Genomic DNA, 26283 nt, shown 5'->3' on the forward strand with positions numbered 1-26283 from the left:
ATAGATTAGCCGCTCAAGCTGCTCAAGAGGAAGCTGATAGATTAGCCGCTCAAGCTGCTCAAGAGGAAGCTGATAGACTCGCTGCCGCCGAAACCGTTAGATCTGATCTCATAGAAGCAGCAAGACTTACGGCCAACAGTAGAGAAGATGGTGGATTAGATAGAAATCCAACATTGTTGTTAGCTAAAGATATGCCCACCATGCCGACCCCAACTTTCACTGCACCTGATTTGGCATTAACCGCAAGAGAAGCTGAAGCGATGCCTGAACGCACTTTTGAAGCACCTGAGCTTACACTCACCGCTGATGAGGCCGTCACACCTGTTTTAGCCCCTATTGCTATTCCTGATAGAATGCCGGTCGTTATTGTTGATCCCACGCCCACCAATGAAGTCGACACCAGTCATACCAATCAGGCATACGGTGTTCAAGATGGTAATAATAACGCTCTGGTTGTCGATCAACGAGTGAACAGTGACACTAACTCAGCCAATCTATTCCAGTTTGGTAATGAAAACAATGCTAAGTCGATTCAGACTAACAGTAGTGAGTCATTTGCCGTGATTGAACAACTCGGTTTTAGTCAAGTCAGTACCATTAGTCAAAGCGATGTGATAAATGCTGATGCCGCTATCTTTGCTTTTGGTGATGATAATACAGGGGTTATTTATCAAGCTGATAACGCAAGTCACTCTAACGCAACGTTAGTGCAATCTGATAATAATCAGCAAGGCTATATTACCCAAACAGGCATTAACAGTGATGCATTTGTCACTCAAGCTGGGGCACTTAATTATGCTGAAGTCCTCCAATCAGGATACAGTAACTTTAGTAATATGGCACAAAGTGGCACCGACCATACAGCCTTTAACACTCAAACCGGTGATGATAACGACACAAATGCTTATCAACAAGGTAATGGGCAAACGGTGTATGTGTTACAAGCAGGCAATAGTAATAGCGCGACAACCAGTCAAACTGAAGGTCTAAATACGGCCGCTGTGGAACAAAATGGTGAAAACAGTTTCGCAGAGGTTCATCAAAATGGATTAAATCAAACTGCCTATATCATTCAAGCGATAACAGGAGACAATAATACTGCCGATGTCACTAATCAATCAGGCTCGCTCAATGAAATCGTGTTGCAACAATCTGGAATGAACGGGGTATTACGTACGTCTCAAGACGGAATGAATAATCAAAGTTATGGTGTACAAGGAGGCAATAGTAACACTGCATTGATGACTCAAAATGGTGAGCTTAACCGAGCTGATACATCAACCTATGGTAATGGTAATGACGTTAAGGTATTTCAAGTCGGTGATATTAACCAAGCTTATAGTTATACCTATGAAGGGGCAAATACCAGCAAACTCACCATCGCTCAAAATGGCGACAGCAATACTGCGACTGCGGGAGTTGAGGGCGGTAATGACAATGTTATTGGGCTGACTCAAACAGCGAATAGCAATACTGCCACAGCGGTCACTTTCGGAAACACCAATGACATAAAGGTTGTTCAAAACAGTGATTGGAATAATACTGAAGTCAGTAGCTTAGGCTCACTCAATAGTACGAGTATTAACCAATCGGATCTTAGCGGTGAAAGCCTAGTCGGCAACAACAGTGTGGTGGATCAAGTTGGTAATAACAACATATTAGGCATCACTCAATTAGGTGACACAAACCGAGCTTTTGTCAGTCAGTCTAGTGATCGAGTTGCTACCACTATTAATCAAACGGGAACCAGTCACAAAACCTTCATTGATCAGGGGGGGAATACTGTTAACGCGATTAAAACCCATATTGCTGTTACTCAAACGGGTGAGGGACAATCGGCTTATATACAGCAAAATGGCTACAGTACTTCAGAACAATCGATGAACGCTACTGTTAATCAATCAGGTAGCAATAACGCTGCTGATTTAACCCAAATAGGAAAAAGTCACGACCTAATAGTCACACAAAATGGTGCCCTAAACCGTGCTTATGGAGTACAAACAAGTAAGTACGGCAGCGCATCAATAACGCAGCAAGGTGACGACAACTCAGCATTTGTCGATGATAATGGTGGGAATAATACTTTAAATATTAATCAATCACTTAACAATAACCATGCTTATGGTTACACCGATAACACTGCTGATAATACAGAGATGACACTCACTCAAACCGGTAATGGTAACAGTGCTACCGCCGGTGTTGAGAGCGGAAACAGTAATGTTATTGCGCTGACTCAAACAGGGAATGGCAATACTGCCACTGCCGTGGCTTTGGGTGACACTAATACCATTAACGTGACTCAAGAGGGTTTTTCAAATAATTCAGAAATAAGCAGTTTAGGCTCATTCAATACGACCACCGCTAATCAAGACGGAGATCATAATATAAGTATTACAAATCAAGAAGGCGACACCAACTCTACAACAACTACACAATCTGGCCTTTACAACACCAGTTATATTAACCAGAACAGTGCTAACAGTTCCATTTCAGTTAATCAAACTGGAGATGAGCACCAAACATCTATTTTACAAACGGGTACTGGCCATTCATTAAACATTAGCCAATTAAACAGAGGAAATTCGACACACTTTACACAATCAGGAAGCAGTAACACCGCATTAGTCGAACAAGGAGCGGAAACAAGCCAAGCAGTGATTGACCAATCAGGTACAAATAACACTATATATGTTAAACAAACTAATACTTGGGTCGATCAAATATCAGATGGCTCAGATAATTTGGCTCTAGTCAATCAAGGTGGTTCAGGTAACATAGCCAGCATACAACAGTTTGATTCTTCGGTTCAAAATTATGCTGCTATTGACAATTATGGTAATGATAATATCGTTAGAATTAGACAACATGACTCTGGTAACCAAGCTTACGCTTATACCAATGAACTCGCAAATAATTCTGACATTAAAGTCATCCAATATGGTAATGACAACTCATTAACTGCTGGAGTAGAAATGGGTGACAGTAACATCATCGCAATTGAACAATTTGGGAATTCAAATTTAGCAACCGCTGTAGCAAATGGGAATTCGAACCATATTGCCGTTTTCCAAAACCAAAACAATAACATCGCACACGCGAGCAGTTATGGTAATAATAATTCGATTCACATTAATCAAGGCAATTAACATTGTAGGTATCAAATAATTAGTTCCACTCCAAACGCGACTGTTGATGAATCAACAGTCGCGTTTTTTAGTTTACAACAATGGCGTCTTTTCGATAAAGACACATCAACCTTCTCCACTTTCCACGTTAAGTGTGCTTCTTCTCTATAAAGCGACCAATCTCACGATAAGTCCTACAAACTAGATCACTGCTATCATTAGAACAAACCAGTCCCATGTCATTGTTTATTAAGAGCCAATGCCTAAAAACCTCAAAATATATTATTAATGATGATTATGTTGATATTGCATGGGTTAAATACACGCTTAACCGCTATTTTGGCACCGTCATTAGTGGCTGTTTTGCACACGCACTAGGCGGTGATGCATTATTATCCACTGATTGAGTTTTACCATTTCTAACATCGAGAGACCATTAGGGGAATTGATATTAGGTTACTAAACCGATAAAAAGGTCGACTTCCTCCATAGAACATCAGTGTTTTTCTAATGACTACCACTACAGCCATAATCTTTTATAACCCTTATTTATCAATGGCTTGATATAGTATCACAGATATTATTGTTTTAATGCCGATTGATACAAAGCATAGCGAGCACTGGAGATGTTACTGATGACTCTCTTTACTTAATTGAGCATAATTGGTGGGCGTTCACGACCCTGTAATTAAAATACATTTAACTCAAACATAATTAGTTCAAACATCATCTCACTAAAAGGTCAACCCCCCCTAAGAGACAAAATATTAGCTTACCTCAAGACCGTCCCATATTGTTCGGTTATGGGCCTACGTCACATACTCAGCCTTAAATGAGAAAGTCGCTATTCACATGGTAAGCACTATCTCAGTCGCTAATGATATAGTAATGGAGCTGTAAAACCGATATAAAACCCAATAAAATTAATGCTATTCCTGAATTATTAAGCCTATTGAATACCCAAGGATCATCATTAATACTATGGAGACTCAAACCGAGATTGCCATGCCATCATCAATAAAGGTGCGGATTTCCTATTGGCAGTCCAAGTCAACCAAAATCCTTTACATCAGCTCTGAAAGAGATTTTTCCAGCACAGCTGGTGTGATCTAAAAAACGTTAATGACATCAAACCTAGTGTGGCCAGTAACAGTATCGAAAATACCAAACCATAGATGAGCCTGAAGTACTGATTGCTACCAAGTGGCCAATACTACACATCTTTGGCAAAATCATTAGCTACCTAATACACAAAGGCAAAGAAACAACTCAAACACGTTATTGTATCAGCCCCACAATATTATTGACTGAAAAATTAGCTTCAATAGCAACGATTCGCTGGGCAACTGTAAGCCCGTTTCTTTGGAGGTTAAATATGACTATGCATAAGGTACTTATCTGATATCTCGGGGCAATGGTGTAGAAAACCTCGCAAGATTGCGAAAGATTACCATCGATATTCTCAAAAAAGAGACGAGAAAATGAAGCCTTCATTGAAAGAGATGACTCATTGCAATGGATTCAACTTATTTGCAAACACGAGAGCCTGTTGAAGTAAAAATATTCAGTTATCAGGCGGATGATAATTGCCTTTTTATATCAATTCATCTTAGTATTATTCAACCTGTACTGGTCAACCTATTATCCTTGTTTAATCCTTTCCATGACTCTATTATCATCATGAGCTTCTAACCAATACTTTTGTAATACAGGATTTTTAAGACCCGTTTTAGGGTCGGCTAAACTCCATGCCCTTTTCCAAATCCCATCGGCAATCATATGTACAACAGCACTTTCTATCGCTTGTGACACACATAAACTCACAGGTTCATTGGATGTATAACCCAGCTCACCTTCTAATAATTCTTGCGCATCCACAAATTTAAATACCCCTGCAGACAACTCTTTTGATAACACAGTTTTTGTCGTAGTCACACTGCTGAGTAGTCGTCCCGTTCGAATATCCACTGCTCGAAGATTAACAGTAATGCTGTCGACTCTAAACTGGCCCGATGCACCAATGCCTAAAAAGCGTGCACCAGCTCCTCCTGTTCTCACATTCGTGTCATAAGCAACAATGCCACCTTCCATTAATATTTGCGCCGAATTTAATTGTGGAATTTTATTCGCTTGGCCATTTAATCCTGCTCTTACAATTTTACGCTCAGTCAATAAATTCTGTAATCCCTCTCGCTCAACAGGAACAAACCAACTCGAATCATTCAATGCTTGAGCAAGAAAAGCAGTGCCGCTTTGCGGTACAGCCGTCGAAAAATTACTCGCAGGAATAGGTTTATACTGTCCAGTTTGATCCCTAAAGTCATATACGGCTGCTATCATTGCCCCTTGCGGCGTTGGTAACCCAATTAAATCATAATATGAATCACTTTTTGGCATCAAACTCGACGCAGCTTCAATATCTGGAAAATTGTCACTCGTTGTTGATGAGCAACCTGAAATAATAAAAATAACGAATATAACCAGTGACTTTTTCATTTTTAACTCCCTCCATCAGTGAGGCCACCCACTTCAATCACTGTGGTTTCTCCGGTTAAGACATCCACAACATTAACCATTAAACTGCCATCCTCATTAACGACTGAAATTTCAAAATCATCCGTTTTAAGATACCCTTCTCCACCGTTCGCAGCATCATTGAAGAGTTGTGTCATTAACCTTGACTCTAATGAGCTCGATAACCGTTCTAATGCTGTAGGCGGCACATAACCCGATCCGCTCCTGCTATTATGATCATTTTGAGCTGCTGCATTGGCCATTAAATAATTACCATTTAATGGATTTCCGCCAAAATTAGGATTCACTGGAGTATAAATTAGTTGAGTGGCGTTCGCAGACATCACGATAACACCTAGGCCAAAACTTGAGATCAACCGCATCAATTTTTTCATCTTAATCTCTCTATTAATCGACTCAGAATTCATCGGATGCTAAATCGGGATCGAGCCATTGTCCCCATCCAGCTTGTTGTTGTTGCTGCTTTAAAATTTGGGCCACTTTTCTTGCTGCTATTTCTGCGTGTTCATCAATATTATTATTCGCAGGTGAAATGATGGTTTTAAAAATCACTTTTCGATTATGAGTTATGGTAATAACACTGCCGCTTCTCGCTGTTGCTTTTTCAATAATCGTCAGGCCACCATGGGAAACCGTTCCTCCAATATCCTGATAATCAATAACGAACTCACGATAAAATCGATGGCCAAATCGTGTCATCGAGCGGTTTAAAATCAACCCCTCATCTAAATCGGCTGGTGTTTCGATGATTTTAGCTTGTTCATTTTGTTGTTGCTTATTGCTTAATACATTATTTTCAGTGTTCGCCATGACCATAAAATGACCGGTCAGTAACATGCTGATCAAACATAACCTTTGCCACAGGTTCATTGGTTTTCCTCATATAGGTTTATTTGCGCCCAAGCGATAGCTTCCCCTCGACTTGATACGCCTATTTTTTTAAATGAATGATACAGATGTGTTTTAACCATACTCTCACTCACAAACAATTGTTCCGATATATCAATATTGGAGAGTCCATGACGTAATGCTTGTAATACTTCACGCTCTCTCAACGTCAGCTCTTCGGCTAAGTTAGATAGCATTTTTTTGATTGATTTCTTTGCTTGCACTAGTTCTTGGGGAATAATCGTTCTACCAGCCACAATTTGATTTAATCCTGAACCGATTTTGTCTAACGAAGCATCACTGTAAAACACACCCGCAGTAATTGAGTTTTGGATCAAAAAACGCGCATTCATTTGAGTAGGAAAATGAATATAAACAATACGAATGGCTCGGTGAGACTTTTCGATTTTTTGTTGAAATTTATAAGCATCCTGTACATCAATACTGGATAAATCCATCACAACAATAGATAATTGACTATCATCAAATTGATAATCTGTATTTTCAGGAGACAAGGACACTAAAGTAACGAGAAACTCTTGTGGCCAACGAGCTTTTAACAAGTCAATCAGTAATGTTGCTCGTGATATGATCATCCAATGTTTCACTTTAAACATGTGTTACCATTCCTTTTGTTAAATTACATTTACCACTTGATATTATGACTAAAAATCATAATTTTCTTATATTGATACTCTCGTTATTATTTTTATAAGTCATCTATACCACCGTCTCAATTGCATATAGCTCATTATTCAACAGTATTCATATTTAAAAAATAATACCCAATATAGATTAACTAGCACCTTCTAACAGAATAAAAACAGCCAACATCTTCCCTAACATTGACTAAATAATTTATTACATTAATGACAGAATCATGAATAAGTTAGTTCATCTATTCTGCTATTGAATCAAAAATCTTGAACTTATTATCGAGCATTAATTAAATAACAACATCAACCTCAAGTATGAAAGGTCACCTATTCAGAGAGGTATAATTTAAAAAAAACTAATACTTTAGCATTACCTTATACTTTTAAGGTTACTAAAAATACAACAAAACAAAGGGTTAACTTGATCTATGTATGAGAACATAGAGTTTCATAATAATACAACTCTCTTTATATATAAGCTTTGACGGAAATAAATAGTTGACCAAGTCGTTTAATTAACCTGTAATAAAAAATATGACTATAATTAAGCCCAGTAAGGAGCTTCATCAATCTCCCAGTAGATTTTATCGATAACGTTTAACTAATTTAATACTATCGCCATTACCAATCTAAAAAGTAATATAAGATCGCCAATACAGGCCCAGTTATGCCTATTAATAATTAACATCCCTGTATCATCAATCGGGCTCACGTCACTTTATTTTTAACTAAATAACGATTAAAACAGCTACCCAGATAGAATCTCCACCGATATGATTAACTCACTTTAAGTCATCGTTAAATATAAAAATTGATTTAAACGTAAAAATAAAATATCAATTTAAGTCATCTAGATAAAAGGTGTTATTTGGCTTTGAAGAGACATTGAATACAAATCAATTAATGCTGAATGATCGTAACGGGTTGACGACCAAAGTGCACCACATTAACATTATGATCCATACCTTGCTGGTGGATTGAAATTTGACTCCCTTCACCAAGTTGGGCTGCCGATGCATGATTATTATGTCCTTGCTGGGTGACATCTAACACTAAATCCCCCCCTAATTGAATCGCACTGATTTGATTATCTGAGCCTTGTTGTAATATTTGAGCTTCAATTGCTGCACCTGATTGCAACAAGAATAATTGATTTGCCTCACCTTGTTGACTCGCGACAATATTATTATTGCTCCCTTGCTGAACAAGCTGCATTTGATTGGCGACACCCACTTGTGAAGTATTAATACGAAGTTCACTGCCTAATTGCGATACCAATACACTATTATCTATCGGATTCAGTTCATTATATTGGCTAAGATCGCCATTGTCAGCATCATTTGCCAGCACATTTAAGCAGAAGACACTACAATATAAAAAAATAAAAAAAAGGTAAAAGTCTTTAACTATATGCTTTTGATGATTAACCGACCAAATAAATCGCCTATAATAAATGTCCACATCTATCTCGCTTCATCATCTTAATGTTGTTTTATTATCAACCTCTCAGCTTATTCTAGCATCAATCTTGAGTATGAAATTCCCTTCCACTAAAGACTATACTTTCTTTTTTTGTAATACTTTCTTCTACGGGGTTTTCACTTAAATGCTCATCAAATAAGAAGGTCCGCTCGTATTGAAAACCAATCTAGATACTCCTGAGAGTCTTGCTATACCTATTATCAATAGTGAATAACAATTTGCTTCTCACACTAAATTCACATGAATGTAACCCACTTCTTCCCCAACCAGCCTATGCCTGCTACCCTAATGGCCATTCATTGTTTTAATTTAAGAGCTTAAAATGAACACTTCCTCATCAAATGCCGCCGAGCATACTGCAAAAATGCCGTTAGTGATTACTCCTTCCGCCGCTAATGCTACTGCGATCCCATTGTCCATTTTCACTCCCGATATCTTTGCAAGCTGGATGAAAGAGCAGCCTCTACTGACTCAAAATTGGTTAAGTCAGCAACATATTACTAAGCAAGGCCATAGTCTTATCCCTAATAATGAAGGTCAGATCATCCAAGCGATATTCGTGACCGAACAAGCAGACAGTTTTTGGGCCTGTGGCGAACTCGTCAATCAGCTACCCAGTGGCCAATATGCCATTCAAGGTGAGCCTGATCAAATAGAGAAAGCGGCCTTTAGTTGGGGACTGGGTGGCTATCGTTTTGAACGTTACAAGAAAAATCATAAGTCACTGCCGCAATTGCTTGTCCCAACCGATGAGATAGCCAACAAAGCAAACCGCTTTATTCGCGCCACATCGCTTACTCGAGATTTAATTAACACACCTGCTGGCGACATGATGCCCCAGCACTTGGCACAAACCTTAAGCCAAATGGCCGAAGAGTTTGGCGGCAAACTCACGCAAATTGTCGGTGACGAACTACTTGAACAAAACTATCCCACCATTCATATGGTCGGCCGCGCCAGTGTTCATGCGCCAAGATTACTTGATTTCACGTGGGGTGATGACAGTGCGCCACAAATCACACTGGTCGGAAAAGGGGTGTGTTTTGACTCTGGCGGCCTAGACTTAAAGCCTGGCGCCGGCATGCGCTTAATGAAAAAAGACATGGGCGGCGCCGCCCATGTCTTAGGGCTAGCACAGCTTATCATGGCCCATGAATTACCTATTCGCCTACGCGTACTGGTGCCTGCCGTTGAAAATGCGGTCTCGGCCAATGCCTTTAGACCCGGTGATGTTATTACTACCCGCCATGGTATTAGCGTTGAAATTGATAATACCGATGCAGAAGGCCGATTGGTACTGTGTGATGCACTTTCAGAAGCGAATCATGATAAACCCGATATGATCATCGATTTTGCCACCTTAACCGGTGCGATGCGGGTCGCGTTAGGCACAGAGTTACCGGGGTTTTTCAGTAATGATGATTTACTGGCCAACGGGATCACCCAGTCAGGATTAAATCGAGAGGATCCTGTGTGGCGCATGCCACTACATCAAGCATATAACGATTTACTCAAAAGTGAAGTTGCCGATCTATCCAATTGTGCCACCAGCCCTTTTGGCGGCGCAATTACCGCAGCCCTATATTTACAAGCCTTTGTCGATAAAGACATTCCTTGGGCACATTTTGATGTCATGGCTTGGAATAACCGTAAACTGCCTGGTCGCCCTATTGGCGGTGAGGCCTTTGGTATTCGCGCCGTGTTTGATCATTTACAACAAAAATATAAATAAAAGCAAGAAATCAATTTAACTTTTTGATTATTAATGAAATCTGGTTAGGACCAGACACTCATTATCCAAAATTAAGATTAAATAACCAATACTCGGCTAACATCACGGGTATAAGCAGACACAAAAAAGCCCGATTACATTCGGGCTTTTTTGTGTCTTTACGTTTAGAGGACGATTTAAGCCTCTACGCCTTTACTTCTTAAGAACTCATCGTAAGTCCCTTTAAAGTCATTCACACCTGTCGGAGTCACTTCAAGAATACGCGTCGCCAATGAAGAAACAAACGCTCTATCGTGACTGACAAACAACAGTGTGCCTTCATACATTTCAAGGGCGTTATTTAATGATTCAATCGACTCCATGTCCATGTGGTTGGTCGGCTCATCTAATAGCAAGATATTTGGCTTATCCATGATAAGTTTACCAAACAACATACGGCCTTTTTCACCACCAGAAAGAACCTTAACGGATTTTTTAATGTCATCAGAACCAAACAACATGCGCCCTAAAATACCACGAACAGATTGATCGTCATCATTCGGTTTGCGCCATTGACTCATCCATTCAAACAAGGTCATGTCGTTTTCAAAATCACTTTCATGATCTTGGGCATAATAACCAATCGCTGAATTTTCAGACCATTGAATGGTACCGCTATCTTGTGGCAAGTCATGTACCAAAGTACGCAACAAGGTGGTTTTACCCACACCGTTATCACCCAAAATAGCCACACGTTCACCCACTTCAACCATTAAATCTAAATTTTTAAATAAGGTTTCATCGAAACCTTTAGTCAAGCCTTCGGTGACTAACGCATTACGGAATAATTTCTTTTCTTGCTCGAAACGAATAAATGGATTCACTCGGCTTGACGCTTTCACTTCTTCAATCTTAATTTTATCAATCAACTTGGCACGAGACGTGGCTTGCTTTGCTTTTGACGCATTCGCAGAGAAACGAGCCACAAAGCCTTGAAGTTCAGAAATTTGCGCTTTTTTCTTGGCATTATCAGCCATTAAACGCTCTCGCGCTTGGCTGGCTGCCATCATGTATTCATCATAGTTACCAGGGAATACGCGTAGCTCACCGTAATCTAAGTCGGCCATGTGTGTACAAACAGAATTTAAGAAGTACCTATCATGGGAGATAATAATCATCGTACTGTTACGCTGATTCAACATTTCTTGTAACCAACGGATAGTATCAATATCCAAGTTGTTGGTTGGCTCATCGAGTAATAATACATCAGGATCTGAGAACAATGCTTGCGCTAACAAGACTCGTAATTTGAAACCCGGTGCAATCTCACTCATCAAACCAAAGTGCTGCTCAACAGGAATACCCACGCCCATTAATAATTCACCTGCGCGAGATTCTGCCGTATAGCCATCCATTTCGGCAAACTCCATCTCTAAGTCAGCAACTTTAATGCCTTCTTCTTCAGTCATTTCAGGCAAAGAGTAAATGCGATCCCGCTCTTGTTTTACTGCCCATAATTCTGGGTAGCCCATGATCACGGTATCAACAACATTAAACTCTTCATAACCAAACTGATTCTGACTCAACTTCCCCAAACGCTCATTGACATCCAAAGAGACATTACCTGAAGTGGGATCGAGATCGCCGGCCAAAATCTTCATAAAGGTTGATTTACCACAACCGTTAGCACCAATTAAACCGTAACGGTTTCCGCCGCCAAACTTTACTGAGATGTTTTCAAACAGCGGCTTAGCGCCAAACTGCATGGTAATATTTGCTGTAGTGATCAAAGTGACATTCCAAAATTCTGATTGTATGAATAAAACAAAAATGCGTTTATCATTTGCTTACTTTTAACGTTAATTTGTAAGCAAGGTTAGCAAACACCCACGCTTGCTAAAAGCAAGTGACGGAAGGCTTGAAATTAAAAGCCAGCCTAAGCACTCGCGCAATTTTTTAAGCGCGGTACTATAGCCTAATTTAGCCTCAATGATCAATGAAAAGCGACTGTGTATGATAATGAAAATCACACTCAACAGTCGCTTTAGTCGGTTCATTAACACTCACGTTTTCGCCATCATCATGGTACTTTCAATCTCAGTCCAGTTTCTGATGGCATAATCGATTCGCATTAGTGACCACAGTCAATGACGACAACGCCATCGCCCCACCCGCTATCACAGGGCTTAATAGCATTCCTGTTAAAGGAAATAACACGCCTGCGGCTACCGGGATCCCTAAGGTATTATAAATAAAGGCGCCAAATAAATTTTGCTTAATATTACGCATTCCTGCTTTGGCTAATTTAAAGGTACTGGCAAGTGTCATTAACTGATGGGAAAGTAAAGTTAAATCGGCGCTCTCAATGGCAATTTCAGTGCCACTACCAATAGCAATCCCCACATCAGCACTGACTAACGCTGGCGCATCATTAATGCCATCGCCCACCATGGCAACCACTTCTCCTTCCGCTTGTAAACGCGTCACATGTTGCTGCTTTTCTTCTGGCAGTACTTGTGCATTAATTTCATCAATACCGACTTGTTTTGCCACCGCTTGTACAGTTTTTTCGTTATCGCCACTAAGGAGCACCACCCTCATACCATCTGCTTTTAAAGCGCTAACGGCTTCCTTAACTCCCTCATGCAAAGGATCGCTAATCGCAATAAGTGCCACTAATCGCCCTCCTTTTGCCACATAAACCGGTGTTTTTGCCATCTCAGCCCAAGAGGAGGTAAGATCATTGATGTCATTAACACCGTCTATTTGCAATTTATCCATCAATGCTCGATTACCAATGGCATAATCACTTGAAACTGCTTTAACTGATGATGTTGAGACCGCCATCGTACCGACAATTCCCATCCCTTGGTGATTGGTAAAAACCTCAGGTTCAAGTAAAGTAAGCCCCGCCGCACTGGCCTTATCAATAATCGCACTGGCCAACGGGTGTTCAGAAGCTTGCTCAAGACTCGCAATATGCAAGAGTAATTGTAATTCATCCTCCGCTTGATCTATTAAGGTAAAGTCCGTCGCCGTCGGTTTACCTTGGGTTAACGTGCCCGTTTTATCCAACACCACACAGCTCACCTTACTGGCCGTTTGTAAGGCTTCACCATTACGAATAAGCACACCCATTTTTGCCGCTCGCCCCACAGACACCATTATCGACATCGGCGTCGCGAGTCCCAGCGCACAAGGACAAGCAATAATTAAGACGCTCGTCAGTACCACTAATGCATGGGATAGTTGTGGTGCAGGTCCAGCAAAGTACCAAATGCCAGCACTTAATAAGGCAATAACAATGACAACAGGGACAAAGTAAGCGGATATTTGATCGGTTAATCGACCTATGGGCATTTTTGAGGTTTGGGCTTGCTGTACTAGCTCAATAATCTTTGCCAAACGGGTATCATCCACTCCCGAGCTCACACGATAAATTAAACTCCCATTACCATTAACCGTTCCCGCACTGACGCTATCGCCCGCTTCTTTATTCACAGGCACTGGCTCCCCGGTGAGCATAGACTCATTGAGTAATGATTGACCTTCAAGGACTTCACCGTCTAATGCGACACGCCCGCCGGGTTTTAGCCGAATGCGATCGCCTAAGACTAATTCGGCAATTTCAACTTCTTCATCACCACTGTCAGTAATACGTATGGCCGTCGATGCTTGTAACCCTAATAAACTTTGTACCGCTTCACTGGTTTTTCCTCTTGCCCTGAGCTCTAATGCATGGCCTAAATTAATCAAGCCTAAAATCATCACGCTGGCTTCAAAATACACATGCCGTGTATCAAACGGAAACCATTGAGGCATTAAGACTACCAGCATAGAATAAAACCAAGCTGCGCCTGTCCCCAGTGCAATTAAACTATCCATATTAGCACTTTTGGCTTTCAACGCTCGCCACATACCTTGATAGAAATGTGCCCCCGTAGTTACCATTAATACCAGCGTTAATACACCAACTGCTCCCCAAATAAATTGATCGCTTGGATCACTAATTTGCATTTCACCGCCAAATAAGCCCCAAAGCATCAGGGGGATCCCCACACCTAACCCAATAAATGCTTGCCACATTTGCTTATGATATTGGCTCTGTTCTAATTCACTTTTCTCTTTAGTTGCCCGTTTTGCATCCAGTACCTGCTCACTGACATAACCCACGCTTTGTATAATGGATTTAGCTTTCTCAATATCAATCTCTTCATTGATAATGACTTGTTTGTCGGCTAAATTAACGCTGACACTCATGGCTGCCTGTGCTTGAAAAGCATTTTCAATTTTTGCAATACAACTCGTACAATTCATATCAGGTACTGACAATATCATGGTTGACATAAGATCCCCTTAATTGATAGATGAACTCAATATCGACTAAACAATATCTTCAGTTTATTGTCTCCCCTTATAGGAGAGTCAAACTGTTTTTGCTATCATTTTTAAAACGTATTCAGTCATTGGAAGTGGATCATGAAAATAGGTGAGGTTGCTAAAGCAACAGGCTTAACAGTCAAAAGTATTCGGTATTATCATGATATCGGCCTTGTTACAGGCCAACGAAATATCAATGGCTATCGAGAATATAATGACGCTCATGTTGAAGCATTGTCGTTTATTCATCATTGCCGAACGTTAGGCTTCGCCCTTGATGATTGCCGAGCTTTACTTGATTTGAAAATCAATCAAGCTCGCCATGCTAAAGATGTCAAAGCACTTGCCACACAACATTTAAATGCAATCAGCGAAAAAATTACTCAATTACAAATATTGGAAATGCAGCTCTCCTCTCTTGTTCATGATTGTGAAGGAGGCGAACAGCCTAATTGCGCTATTTTAACGGGCTTAGTTAACCCTAACACTTCAAAAAAGCCTTCCAATCAATAAAAAAGCCAATCTTGTTTAAGACTGGCCCTATTTTTTATAAAAACAACCGTAACAAATTACATGCCAAAGGTATAACTCATACCAATATTGAACAGATTATTTTGATAAGCCGTTTTCAGATCATACTCATAACCATCTGTATTGGTTAATACAGTCGATTTCATTTCTGGTGCTCTTAAATGACGATATTCTCCAAAGATCCTCATACTTTCGGTCGCTTGAAATCCAACACCAACAATCCCCTGATAAGCTACAGATGTATCCGTTTTATTATCCAAACTCACCATTTCAGATCCTGAAGCCGTCTGCATATAGACACTACCATCATATTTAGTTTCCATATCAATTAGCCCTACGCCTAATCCCGCATAAGGGATCCAAGCACTCCCCATTGGAAAATCATGTAATAGATTTAAACCGTACCAATTGCCAGACACTTTATTCCCTTGAGCAATATCATCCACTTTATCCATTTCGTCACTTAGGTAAGTGAATTGTAACTCAGTACGCCAATTATTATATTTAATACCTATGCTACCACCGACATTATAACCCGTATCAAATGTTGTTTTAACGCCAGCCACGCCATTTTCAGAGGTTGCAATTTGCTCTTCTAAATAACTCGCACCGCCAGATAAACTCAAATAAAACAATGCATGATCAGCGGGAGGTGGAGGAGGAGTCGGCTTGTGCTTAGGCACTCCATCAAAATAATAAGTTAATCCAAGATTAAACAGTGTCGATTGATAATAGCTTTCTAATTTATTGCTATTTTGGGTCCAATTATTAAATTGGCTTGAGCCAATATGCCGCACTTCAGCCAATAAACGCATCTCGGGAATAGGCTGATAAGCTATACCGACTGTCGCTTGATAAGCAAAAGCAGAATCAGATGAATCTTCATTAGAAACAAAACCACTTGTGTCATCTGTTGGATCGCTCCACTCACTGAGTGCACCAAAACTAGAATTAATAGTGATCCCCCCAACACCAAACCCAGCATAAGGGATCCAATGTTTACTGATGGGGAAATCTCTCAATACATTGAACCCGTACCAAACCCCTTGTTGCTGATTACCTTGATCAATGTCAAATACCTTATCCATGTCGTTATACAGATAAGTCATCTGAACTTCAAAGCGCCATAGATCAACTTGCTTCCCTAAGCTCACTCCAGCATTAAACCCCCAATCATATGAAACGATCCCTGTACCATTATAAGCTTCATCAGCAATGCTACGTTGTTTTTCTAAATAACTGGTACCAGCCGATGCGGTGACATAAAAACCATTAGGTACAAAATTAGGAGCAGGTGGCGGCGGTGGTGGTGGAGATTTAAGCCCATGATCTTCTTCGGCGTATAACGAATGGCACATGAGTGAGCACGGTAAAATAAAAGCAACAGCTATGCGTTTTTTCATTTCATTCATCCCTATATATTTATTATCAACATCCATCGTTTTACCTAGTACCTTAAACAAGTAAGTAAAACACAAAATAAATATAGTGCAGGTTTGAGAAATATCTAATAGGAACCTGATTAAAATACATCGAAAAATATGATAGGTAAAAGTCTTCCCTCTCCTTTGTCTGCCAAAATACGTTCTCACTTTGATACGGGAATGATATTTATCATCAATCGCGAATACATTATTTTATACCAACCTAAGTCATCCTTATTCATCATCACTAATCAAAATAAATCAACTTCTTCTGGATAGTTAACTATGTTAAAATTTAATGTTATTTATTAATAGCCTCTAGCAATCACTTGAAAATTAGCCCCTCCAACGGAATAACAACACACTAAGGGATCCTTAATGAAATTATTTTTTCCAACTTGCTTAGCTGCCATAATGTATTTATTAGGTACTCAAATCGCCTTTGCAGCTTGCTTACCCGATAGCCTCTATATTACTCGTCATGCAGAAAAATTGGATGAAAAAGGCAATCACGACCCTAATCTTTCAGAGCGAGGACAAGCAAGAGCCCAACGCATCGCTGATATGTTAGCTGATATCAATATTCACCGTTTATTTTCAACACCCTATAATCGAACAAAACAAACATTAACGCCACTCAGCCAACATAAAAATCTATCCATTACTGAATATGATCCTAGAGAGCAAGCAGCATTTATTCATCAACTTAAAAATAATTATTGTAACCAAACATTAGTGATTGCCGGACATTCCAATACTGTTCCTAGCATGCTACAAGACTTAGGCATTCATTTTAATGTCAGCTTAGGAAAGTATCGCTTTAACTATCAACCAAGTATTATTTTATCTGAACACGAATTTGGACAACTTTTTTTCATTCGCTTTAATAATGATACGCCAATTCTTGAAGTTCTCAGTAGTGATAGTTAACCTCATTAAACAACAATGCGCCGTCAAATCAGGCGGCTAAAATAAGCAAAGAGTATTCTACTTTCAACTTCCCCATGAAAATCTGCTCAATTCAACTACACTTTTTATAATCTTTCATTACAAAGGGATAGTTATGGCATGTGCGGGCATGGTTGTGATCCTCAATGGCGCTCCCCATTCAAAAAAACAAGCCATTATCGAGCAGTTTCAACAATACAGTCACCAACCTTTCTTTACCTTAGGTTTGCGAGACTTTTACTCCATCATGCGTTCTCCAAATAACTGCCTTCCCCTCGGCACAAACCCAGCCCAAGATGATAATGATTTAACGGCATTACACGCAGCGATTACCGGTATGGCAAAAGGCGGCTGCCATATGATTGTCGACCACTGTATAATTGCTGAAAAATACCTTTCACAGCTCAACTATTTTCTTCAAGAACTTGACGTCACTTGGATAGAAGTGATTCATGATGAAACATCACGAATAAAAAGCGAGAAGAAATTAGGCGCTAGACCTGAAGGCAGCACTATCGACTTAACACAAAAAATGGTAACAAAAATAAAGTATGATCTGCAGCTTGATAGCCACAATAATAGCGCTAAAACCTGTGCAGATGAAATCACCCAATACTTGCTTGAACGACCTTTAAGAGAAAACCCCGCATCCAGGTGGGTTCCCTTAACCTTTCCAAACCATACCGAAGATCTTGGTCATATTATCTTAATCGCGGGAACAACGAGTGCAGGAAAAAGTACTTTATGCCAAAGCCTTCAACAAGCCATGCATTCCCCTCGTATTCAGTTTGGAATAGATAATGTCGTCACTATGCTAGCCCCTAAACATTTAGGGATCCCAGTGACAAAAGAAGATACTCATCATTTCAAACCTAAACCCGAACAAGCACTCGGTTTTTACTTAATCATGCCAGGCCCCAGTATCGACAACCCCTATGAATATGCCACCGTTCAACTAGGTGAACTTGCAAGACTGGCTCTCAGTGCACATTTTCATGCTGTAAAATTTATCTCTCAGTGCGGTATTAATGTCATTTCTGATCAAGTTTTCTCTTTTAAAGATGAATATTTAGAAGCAAAAGCAGTACTAGAAGCCATGCCGACTTTTTGGGTGGCGGTGAATGCTGATAACGATACGCTTCTCGCCCACGAGAAAAAACGAGGAAATCGTTTTCCAGGGCATACCATAGGCCTGCTTTTACAAATGCATAAAGATATTGCCAATGATCTGGAACTCGATAGTGGGAAAATGACACCAGAAGAAGAAGCCAAAACAATTTTAGAGACACTAAAGCACAAGTATCCAAAAAGTGATTTTTAAACTAAAGGCTCAAACACCGATAAAGAATTGACCCATTGCCATATAAATATCACCCAAAGTTCAATAGGCGCTAATATATGATAACAAGTCCAGTCATCTTGCTTTTAACTGTACTTGTTATCACTTGTATTATTTTCAAATCATATAAAACCCTTAGGCTTCTTGTAATGACTGATGTGCTTTTATCAATCCAAAATCGGCTAAAATGGCATAAGCACAAGGCAATATCAATAAAATAAGCACAGTGGATGCCAGCATACCAAACACAATCGAGACGACTAAAGGCTGAACAATTTGAGCTTGTAGACTGGTCTCAAGCAATAAAGGCAATAAACCTGCTGTCGTGGTCAAGGAAGTTAAAAATATCGCCCTAAAGCGTTCTTTGCTGGCGGTAATAGCCGCCTCTTTGACCGCTTCACCTTGGCCCACATGATGACGGATATATTCCACCAACAAAATCGAGTCATTCACAACTATCCCCGCCAGAGAAATAAACCCCATCATACTTGGCATTGATAAATCATAGCCCAGCAAAAGATGACCAAAAATGACCCCTATCAATGCCATCGGAATCGCACTCATCACAATGACAGGTTCTATATAACTTCTAAATTGAAAGCTTAAAATCGCAAATAATCCAAAAATACCAATCAAAAACTTGATAGCAAAACTCTTTCCTGTTTTAGCCGTTTCTTTTGTCGCACCTTCAAGGCTCACTCTCACATCAGGAAATGCTTTATTTAATTCAGGGATTAAGTCTTGACTGAACTGGGCTAAAACTTGCTTGCCATTAGTCACATTGTTGTCTACATCCCCTAAAATGGTAATTGCTGGTAGGCCATCAATACGTTGCAAACGCACATAAGATCGATCAAAACTAAGCTTTGCTATCGCCGATAAAGGAATTTGAGTTCCATCTGCCAACATGATGGGGAAGTTAAGTAAAGTCGAAATGTTCCCAGCTTGATCTCGATTTAAACTCACTTCGATTTCTATGTTTTCAGTCCCCACCTGCACTCTATCAGCGATTTGCCCTAATAATGCACTTCTTAATTGATTGGCGATATCCGTTCCATCAATACCATAAGATTGGGCTGCATCACCTAAGGCTATATTAATTTCAGGTTTCCCTAGTCTAAGGTTATCCAGTACGCCAGTTACTCCTTTAAACTGATTTAAATATTGCTGAATATACGTTGAAGCCTGTTTCATTTCAGGCAAATTCTCCCCTCTTAACCGTATTTCAATGTCACGCCCAGCTGGCCCAAAAGCGGGTTGCTTAAAAATCATTGAAATTGGCGCAGCAACTTCACCGACTTCGGAGCGCCATTGGTTAATAAATTGCCCTATCAAGGTATTTCTTTTTTCAGCCGAGTAAATATCAAGCCTTATTGTCGCAACATGTGCACCTTTTTCTCCATCATCAGCATTCAAGTTATATTGTGCGGTAATATTTTGTACAAGGTTTTCTTGCTCCTTATTTTTAATGGTGAGCGCTTTTCCTACTTTCTGTGCTTTTGCGACAATCATATTGACTAATGTATTCGTTTCAGCAAGTGACGTGCCAGCAGGCAGGATAATACGCGCTTCAGCGACATCTCCATCAAGTTCAGGAAAAGCAGAAAATTTCACCGCCCCACCGACCACTAAAGCAATGCTCAACAGAAATAATGATAACATTGCACCAATAGTCAAATAGCGCCACTTAACAAGAAATGTCACTAAATCCACTAGCTGATTATTTTTGATAGACTCAAAACGCTTTAAAAAGGCCGCTTTCCATTTCCACTTTAAACTGGGATCGGTCTCTCCCACTTTCTCTAATGAATGATATAAATGATTAGGTAAAATAAGAAATGCTTCAATTAAACTCACCGTTAATATAATAATTAAGACTAAAGGGATCACAGCAAGAACCGTTCCCATTTGTCCATCGAGTCCCAGTAAACTGCCAAATATACAAATTGTTGTTAAATAAGATGAAAAAACCCCTGGCGCCACTTTCTTAACGCCTTCAATGACGGATTGATCAACACTCAAGCCTTTATCTCTTTGAGCAGCAATCGACTCTGCAATCACAATAGCATCATCCATCATAATCCCGATAGCCACTAAAAAAGCGACTAACGACATCATATTAATGGACAATCCAAACAGGCTCATCATATAAAGGCCGCCAAAAAATGCGACCGGTAAACCTGCTGCCACCCAAAATGAATAACGTAAAGAGAAAAACAATAACAATGAGAAAAAAACCAGTAAAATCCCTTGCCACGCATTGTTCACCATCATCTTTAATCTATCTTTGATCAAAGAAGAAGTGTCGTTTGTTAAAGTAAGTGACACGCCATCGGGTAAGTTTGTACTTTCTTGAGCAACAAACCCTTTAACCTTATCTAATACCCTCAATGCATCTTCAGATTTATTTTTACTGATTTTCAAAATAGCAGCGGGTTGACCATCAAATTGGATCTTATCTTCTTCTAATTCAAATCCATCCGTAATCGTTGCAATATCCCCAAGATAAATCGTCCCACCGTTTGGTGTTGATTGAATGACGATCTTTGCTAATTCATCCGCTGTTACTTTACGCTCATCAAATCGAACAAGAATGCTTTTATCTTTTAAATCAATCGTTCCAGCGGGAACTTTAATATTTTGCCGACTGACTTTATCGGCCACTTGTTCAGCGGTCAAACCTAGGCGTCGCATATCGATTTCATTTAATTCAATACGTAGCTGCCTGTCAGAAAAACCTTGAATATCAACTAACCCGACTCCCGCATCCACTTTTAATCGACGCTTGATATCCTCAGCATAGTCTTTCAATTTGGGTTGACTCATATTGGCTGAAATAGCCAAATCAATCACAGGATCGGTCCAATTCGACTCTTCAACTACAGGGGGTTCAATCGATGTAGGAAAATCTTTCACGGCATTAATTTGGGTTTGCACATCAATCAGCATGCGACCAACATCAATGCCATTATTCAAGTCTAAGGTTAAAGTACCTACCCCTTCTTGTGCATCACATTTAACTTCTTCTATATTATCGAGTCCATCCACTGCATCTTCCATTCTCAGGCACAAACTCTCTTCTACCTCTTTTGGAGAAGCACCAGGATAAACAATCGTTACGGTAATATTTGGGGACTCAAAAACAGGAAAGGTTTCTCTTTTAAGTTGTGTAACACTGGCAATACCTAAAAAAATAAAGGTAAACATTAACAAATTAGCAATGGTCGGATGACGAGCAAAGTAAGCAATCATAATAACGTCTCTCCAACCTTATTGGATGTCCGTAATGCCATACCATTTACCGCAGGTGCAATATCATTCATGATGAGTCGATCGCCCTCTTCAATATTTCCTTCTATTGCGACTTTGTCATCATTTCTAAAAAGAACATTAACAGGTATTATTTTCAATGTATCATTTGCCTTCATCACATAGATTTGATCCCCTTGTATCGCTTTTTCAGGAACAACATACTGAGATTGCATTTTCCCTTTAATTATGGCCGTAACAAACATGCCTTTGCCAAGAGGAGGCTTCTTTGCGATATTGATCTGACTCATATCTTGCTCAATATTGAGATACACACCTATCATGCCATTTTGAGCATCCACTTCTTGGGCAACTCGTTCAACGTTTGCGGGCCAACTCACCAACTGGTTATTAATGTTTAAATTCACTGAGGCTGCCAAATCAACACCTTTAAAAGATGGCAAATACCCTTTTTTAGGAATAGCAGGTAAGCTACTTAATAACACCCTCAAATCATCAATTGAAAACTCAGCCATTACTTGAATCGTCCCCAATTCATATGCAACAACCATAGTTTCATTTAATTGAACAAACTGATTATTTTCAATATTCACATCGGCAATACGCGCATCAAAAGGCAAGGTTATTTCTGTATGTTGAAGATCCCGCTCAGCACTTGCTAATTTCGATATTTCTACATCTAATTGTGCTTCTAATATTCGGCGATCATCAGGTAATAAGGTTAATTGACTTTTTATGTCCTGCACTAATTTGAGCTGATTAAAATAGTTCTGTTGTTGATTTTCTAATGCCGATTCAGACAATAAGTTTTTTCGATTAAGCTTTTTATTCCTTTCAACTTCATTTTTCACTAAAGTTAACTTATTTTGTTCTATCTCTAAGCTCAACTTTAAGTTTTTTTCATCTAAATTCAACCGAGTTAACTCAACTTCTGATGCTTTTTTATTGGCTTTAGCTTCAACAACTTTTAATTTATATTCAGTGGGATCAATAGCCAATAGTAAGGTATTTGCAGGCAAAAATCGGCCTGAAGCCAACGCAGGATTACGATAAACAATGCGACCACTAACTTGAGAAACCCCACTCCAAGTATGCTCAGGTTCAGTACGACCAAAACCTTTAATTGCTGGCGCAATGTTTTTCTTAGATAGCGGCATAACATCCACTAACTTTGCTCGACTGATTTGCGAACGAGTATCTGGCGTGCTCTTTAATAGTACCGCCAGAATAATAGCCAATAGCCCTAAACCGACACCCAGTAATAATGTTGTTTTTTGACTTAACTTCATTTAGATGTATTCCCATTCATAATACCATGACTAATTAATGCTGTATTATGCGCAGCCAGTTTAGATAAAAAATCGGGCGTAATATCTATACCTAATTTAGACTGTAATAAATTAGGCATAATAAAAGGAAAAATTAATAAACTAATAAAACTAATTCTTGCCAACTGCGCATCAACATCCTGTCCTAGCAATCCATTTCGTTTTAATACTTCAAAAAAAATTATCTCTTGAGGTTCAAATAACTCATTAAATACCTCTATGACCTCTCTATTTTTTGCCGTCTCAGAAGTACAAGCTAAACGATACACAAGCCTTGGAAAGTTAGGGTATTTCGCCATAGTTTGATAATAAAGTGTCATCAATCTTTTAGGTTGATTAATGTCCATATTTTCTTCTATTTTAAAGAAAACTTTCGTAATAGGTTCCATCGTTTCCTTCATCATAGCAACAAACAACCCTAATTTAGAGCCAAAATAATATCGGATTAAAGCAGGATCTGTTCCTGCTTTTTTCGCAATTTTTCGCACAGATACTAAGTCAAAATCTTGCTCAATAAACAACTCTCTGGCAGATGAGATAAGAGCTGCCCTATGATAGCCATTCACTCTCGGTCGCCCAACTTTAGCTTTATTCACTGATCTCTCCAACATATTCTCTACCTGAAGAATATAGTAAAAAAAATTTCATCTTCCATCTATTAGATTAATTCCACAAAAACAGCTTAGCTGTAGAATTTAGATAGCTTATGCCTGTAAAAAACATTTCAACTGTATAAAAACTATCTTTTAATTAGTGATTTTATGAAAATATTCTTAAATACTAGACATTCATGAGAAAGTAATCACACTCAATCTCACTATTAGGTAACAGAATCATTAATATAACAATGGATCCCAACTAAAAACCCGCCTGACAACCAAATAGTTAACTATAATTAATCTTTATTGAATATAATCATTCTCATTATAAAATCAATTATATTTATGCTCTCTATCTACAAAATTATGCCTGCGGTTATTCTTATTAAAATATTTTCCAAAAAACTTTCTTATGTATCAAATATAAGAATTACATTTTTCACATATGCTAAATATTTTTCTTACATTAGAGAGGGGGACCACCAGACACATAGATAATACATTTATCACAACTGATAACAACTAAATATAAAACATAATTACTATCACTATATATGAACACATTTATACATATAATAAACCTAAATTAGAATTAAGCAGCGCCGTTAAATATCACTATTGAACACTCGCTTTTGTTGTACTTCCTACTAATAGCAGACGATTAAACACGAAACCTCACCTTGATATCGACAAAAGTATCCGAATTTAGAAAAAAGTGAAATAAAAAACATAGATAGTGACTATTCGATTTATTTTAAATTATATTTAATAAAATATGTCATACTCATCATTCCGATTTTAGGCTCATTAATAGATTTGATATATATTTTAGATAACATGTCAATCAAACAAATTTATCAGGCATTGAAACAACCCTACCCTTAATTTTTTCAACCCACTTTATTGCAATAAAACTATTGCGGAGTTTAATAATGTAATCAAAGGTACATCAGCAGATGACACGTTTACTGGTAGAGCAGGTGATGACTTAATCTTAGAATATAAAGGTAACGATATTCTGTCAGGTGATATGGGAAATGATTGTATTTATCACGGCGATGACAATGACTTTATTAAAGGAAATGGCGGCAGTAATCAATTATATAGTGAAATGGGCACAGAAAGATTAATGGGAAAACAAGGGGAGGAAGATATACGATAGGCATAATAGTCACCATTATATAGTACACATAGAGGAAGCGCTCTAGTTTCAAAAAATTGACCATAACCAATGAGCAATTGAGGCCATAAAAATCATCTAAAAATGAGCCCTATCAAAAACAAAAGTGCTCCGAAAGCTATCAGCCTCAGAGCACTTCACTAATAAAAAATTACTCATTTATCCAGTTAAGAGCACAAATCTTATTCCCAGCAGGATCACGTAAATAAGCAATATACATTTTCCCCACTGAGCCCTCTCTGACACCTGGAGGTAATTCACACTCTTTACCTCCATGGGCTACTCCTGCTTTATGCCAAGCTTCTACACAAGCAACACTTTGTGCAGAAAAACCAATTGTACTCCCATTCCCATGGCTCGCGGTATCACCATCAATAGGTAATGTTATGGCAAATACCCCGCTACGCGTAAAATAAAAACAACGCCCTTTTTCATCAAATACACCCGCCTCATAACCTAAGGTTGCAAAAGTGGCATCATAAAAGGCTTTAGACTGATGGATATTTTTTGCCCCTAACATCACATGGCTATACATGATAATCTCCCTATTCATTTAATATGAAATTGCTTCAATTCCTTGCATTAATACCAATCTAAGTAAGTGATCACTCAGCGGGAATTAAAAATGCGGTAGGCAAGGTGGTTAATTGCTCCTGCTTTAACTGACAGCCCCATCATCCATGGCAGTCGTGGCAGTTTGACGCTAATCGTTATTCTATATCGAAAACAGACAACGCAGCATAACGTATTTTTAAACCCGCACAGAGTGAGTCACTCAGGCATTTCACTTCTTTGTTGCATTAATTTGAAAGGAAATGACCCTTCCTGCATCAATGCGCCTTGAATCGAAAAACCTGAGTAGCTCTGAACTGATCATTTACTTA

General features: G+C 39.1%; 19 protein-coding genes. 7 read left to right on the forward strand and 12 right to left on the reverse strand.

The features are described 5' to 3' along the window. Together Q0976_RS10550 and Q0976_RS10555 are read left to right on the forward strand one after the other, a co-directional pair. On the forward strand, positions 1–3149 hold a 3149-nt coding region (locus Q0976_RS10550), incomplete at its 5' end, for a hypothetical protein (protein WP_299493748.1). A gap of 215 nt (positions 3150–3364) precedes the next feature. Then, a complete protein-coding gene (locus tag Q0976_RS10555) occupies positions 3365–3535 on the forward strand; it encodes a hypothetical protein (protein ID WP_299493750.1) in 171 nt (56 codons plus the stop codon). A 1234-nt stretch (positions 3536–4769) separates the two neighbouring features. Here Q0976_RS10555 and Q0976_RS10560 read toward each other — a convergent pair. From Q0976_RS10560 to Q0976_RS10580, 5 genes are all read right to left on the reverse strand, one after another. Beyond that, on the reverse strand, positions 4770–5624 hold the full coding sequence (locus tag Q0976_RS10560) for a CsgG/HfaB family protein (protein ID WP_299493752.1): 855 nt from the start codon (positions 5622–5624) through the stop codon (positions 4770–4772). Positions 5625–5626: 2 nt separating this feature from the next. Beyond that, positions 5627–6037, reverse strand: a complete 411-nt coding sequence (locus Q0976_RS10565) for a curli assembly protein CsgF (protein ID WP_299493754.1) — start codon at positions 6035–6037, stop codon at positions 5627–5629. A gap of 22 nt (positions 6038–6059) precedes the next feature. Next, complete coding sequence (locus Q0976_RS10570) at positions 6060–6533, reverse strand: CsgE family curli-type amyloid fiber assembly protein (RefSeq protein ID WP_299493755.1); 474 nt, start codon at positions 6531–6533, stop codon at positions 6060–6062. Continuing rightward, positions 6530–7168, reverse strand: a complete 639-nt coding sequence (locus Q0976_RS10575; protein WP_299493756.1) for a response regulator transcription factor — start codon at positions 7166–7168, stop codon at positions 6530–6532. The genes Q0976_RS10570 and Q0976_RS10575 overlap by 4 nt, the downstream gene beginning before the upstream one ends. Positions 7169–8107: 939 nt before the next feature. Beyond that, positions 8108–8668 carry a curlin gene (locus Q0976_RS10580; RefSeq protein ID WP_299493757.1) on the reverse strand — a complete coding sequence of 187 codons (561 nt, stop codon included), beginning with the start codon at positions 8666–8668 and terminating at the stop codon, positions 8108–8110. Positions 8669–9053: 385 nt separating this feature from the next. Here Q0976_RS10580 and Q0976_RS10585 point away from each other — a divergent pair, with 385 nt between their 5' ends. Further along, positions 9054–10421 (forward strand): M17 family metallopeptidase, encoded by a 1368-nt coding sequence (locus Q0976_RS10585; protein ID WP_299493898.1) that lies wholly within the window; start codon positions 9054–9056, stop codon positions 10419–10421. A 176-nt stretch (positions 10422–10597) separates the two neighbouring features. Here Q0976_RS10585 and Q0976_RS10590 read toward each other — a convergent pair whose 3' ends face one another. Next, positions 10598–12190 (reverse strand): ABC-F family ATPase, encoded by a 1593-nt coding sequence (locus Q0976_RS10590; RefSeq protein ID WP_299493758.1) that lies wholly within the window; start codon positions 12188–12190, stop codon positions 10598–10600. A gap of 307 nt (positions 12191–12497) precedes the next feature. Then, positions 12498–14747, reverse strand: coding sequence for a heavy metal translocating P-type ATPase (locus Q0976_RS10595; protein WP_299493760.1), 2250 nt, complete (start codon positions 14745–14747; stop codon positions 12498–12500). 132 nt (positions 14748–14879) lie between these two features. Here Q0976_RS10595 and Q0976_RS10600 point away from each other — a divergent pair, with 132 nt between their 5' ends. Further along, positions 14880–15293, forward strand: a complete 414-nt coding sequence (locus Q0976_RS10600) for a MerR family DNA-binding protein (RefSeq protein ID WP_299493762.1) — start codon at positions 14880–14882, stop codon at positions 15291–15293. 56 nt (positions 15294–15349) lie between these two features. Here Q0976_RS10600 and Q0976_RS10605 read toward each other — a convergent pair whose 3' ends face one another. Beyond that, complete coding sequence (locus Q0976_RS10605; RefSeq protein ID WP_299493763.1) at positions 15350–16714, reverse strand: outer membrane beta-barrel protein; 1365 nt, start codon at positions 16712–16714, stop codon at positions 15350–15352. A gap of 399 nt (positions 16715–17113) precedes the next feature. Between Q0976_RS10605 and Q0976_RS10610 the strand changes: the two genes are divergently transcribed. Next, on the forward strand, positions 17114–17665 hold the full coding sequence (locus Q0976_RS10610) for a phosphoglycerate mutase family protein (protein ID WP_299493765.1): 552 nt from the start codon (positions 17114–17116) through the stop codon (positions 17663–17665). A gap of 133 nt (positions 17666–17798) precedes the next feature. Beyond that, a complete protein-coding gene (locus Q0976_RS10615) occupies positions 17799–19004 on the forward strand; it encodes a hypothetical protein (protein ID WP_299493767.1) in 1206 nt (401 codons plus the stop codon). A gap of 153 nt (positions 19005–19157) precedes the next feature. Here the strand turns inward: Q0976_RS10615 and Q0976_RS10620 are convergent, their stop codons facing one another. Genes Q0976_RS10620 through Q0976_RS10630 form a run of 3 tightly spaced genes read right to left on the reverse strand, consistent with a single transcriptional unit; the run spans position 19158 to position 24216 of the window. Next, a complete protein-coding gene (locus tag Q0976_RS10620) occupies positions 19158–22274 on the reverse strand; it encodes an efflux RND transporter permease subunit (protein ID WP_299493769.1) in 3117 nt (1038 codons plus the stop codon). Beyond that, positions 22271–23581: an HlyD family secretion protein gene (locus Q0976_RS10625; protein WP_299493771.1), complete on the reverse strand. Its 1311-nt coding sequence runs from the start codon at positions 23579–23581 to the stop codon at positions 22271–22273. The genes Q0976_RS10620 and Q0976_RS10625 overlap by 4 nt, the downstream gene beginning before the upstream one ends. Next, on the reverse strand, positions 23578–24216 hold the full coding sequence (locus Q0976_RS10630; RefSeq protein ID WP_299493773.1) for a TetR/AcrR family transcriptional regulator: 639 nt from the start codon (positions 24214–24216) through the stop codon (positions 23578–23580). The genes Q0976_RS10625 and Q0976_RS10630 overlap by 4 nt, the downstream gene beginning before the upstream one ends. A gap of 919 nt (positions 24217–25135) precedes the next feature. Between Q0976_RS10630 and Q0976_RS10635 the strand changes: the two genes are divergently transcribed. After that, on the forward strand, positions 25136–25381 hold the full coding sequence (locus tag Q0976_RS10635; RefSeq protein WP_366525074.1) for a hypothetical protein: 246 nt from the start codon (positions 25136–25138) through the stop codon (positions 25379–25381). Positions 25382–25550: 169 nt separating this feature from the next. Here Q0976_RS10635 and Q0976_RS10640 read toward each other — a convergent pair whose 3' ends face one another. Then, complete coding sequence (locus Q0976_RS10640; protein ID WP_299493775.1) at positions 25551–25934, reverse strand: VOC family protein; 384 nt, start codon at positions 25932–25934, stop codon at positions 25551–25553. Between the last annotated feature and the right edge of the window lie 349 nt (positions 25935–26283).

It is taken from the genome of uncultured Shewanella sp. (assembly GCF_947501665.1).
Lineage (GTDB): Bacteria > Pseudomonadota > Gammaproteobacteria > Enterobacterales > Shewanellaceae > Shewanella.

What these genes read in the sequence shown, in the direction of transcription:
- Q0976_RS10565 (WP_299493754.1), bottom strand. Translation starts at nt 6,037, where the DNA reads ATGAAAAAATTGATGCGGTTGATCTCAAGTTTTGGCCTAGGTGTTATC.
- Q0976_RS10605 (WP_299493763.1), bottom strand. Translation starts at nt 16,714, where the DNA reads ATGAAAAAACGCATAGCTGTTGCTTTTATTTTACCGTGCTCACTCATG.
- Q0976_RS10595 (WP_299493760.1), bottom strand. Translation starts at nt 14,747, where the DNA reads ATGTCAACCATGATATTGTCAGTACCTGATATGAATTGTACGAGTTGT.
- Q0976_RS10615 (WP_299493767.1), top strand. Translation starts at nt 17,799, where the DNA reads ATGGCATGTGCGGGCATGGTTGTGATCCTCAATGGCGCTCCCCATTCA.
- Q0976_RS10570 (WP_299493755.1), bottom strand. Translation starts at nt 6,533, where the DNA reads ATGAACCTGTGGCAAAGGTTATGTTTGATCAGCATGTTACTGACCGGT.
- Q0976_RS10610 (WP_299493765.1), top strand. Translation starts at nt 17,114, where the DNA reads ATGAAATTATTTTTTCCAACTTGCTTAGCTGCCATAATGTATTTATTA.
- Q0976_RS10620 (WP_299493769.1), bottom strand. Translation starts at nt 22,274, where the DNA reads ATGATTGCTTACTTTGCTCGTCATCCGACCATTGCTAATTTGTTAATG.
- Q0976_RS10625 (WP_299493771.1), bottom strand. Translation starts at nt 23,581, where the DNA reads ATGAAGTTAAGTCAAAAAACAACATTATTACTGGGTGTCGGTTTAGGG.
- Q0976_RS10560 (WP_299493752.1), bottom strand. Translation starts at nt 5,624, where the DNA reads ATGAAAAAGTCACTGGTTATATTCGTTATTTTTATTATTTCAGGTTGC.
- Q0976_RS10640 (WP_299493775.1), bottom strand. Translation starts at nt 25,934, where the DNA reads ATGTATAGCCATGTGATGTTAGGGGCAAAAAATATCCATCAGTCTAAA.
- Q0976_RS10575 (WP_299493756.1), bottom strand. Translation starts at nt 7,168, where the DNA reads ATGTTTAAAGTGAAACATTGGATGATCATATCACGAGCAACATTACTG.
- Q0976_RS10585 (WP_299493898.1), top strand. Translation starts at nt 9,054, where the DNA reads ATGCCGTTAGTGATTACTCCTTCCGCCGCTAATGCTACTGCGATCCCA.
- Q0976_RS10600 (WP_299493762.1), top strand. Translation starts at nt 14,880, where the DNA reads ATGAAAATAGGTGAGGTTGCTAAAGCAACAGGCTTAACAGTCAAAAGT.
- Q0976_RS10555 (WP_299493750.1), top strand. Translation starts at nt 3,365, where the DNA reads ATGTCATTGTTTATTAAGAGCCAATGCCTAAAAACCTCAAAATATATT.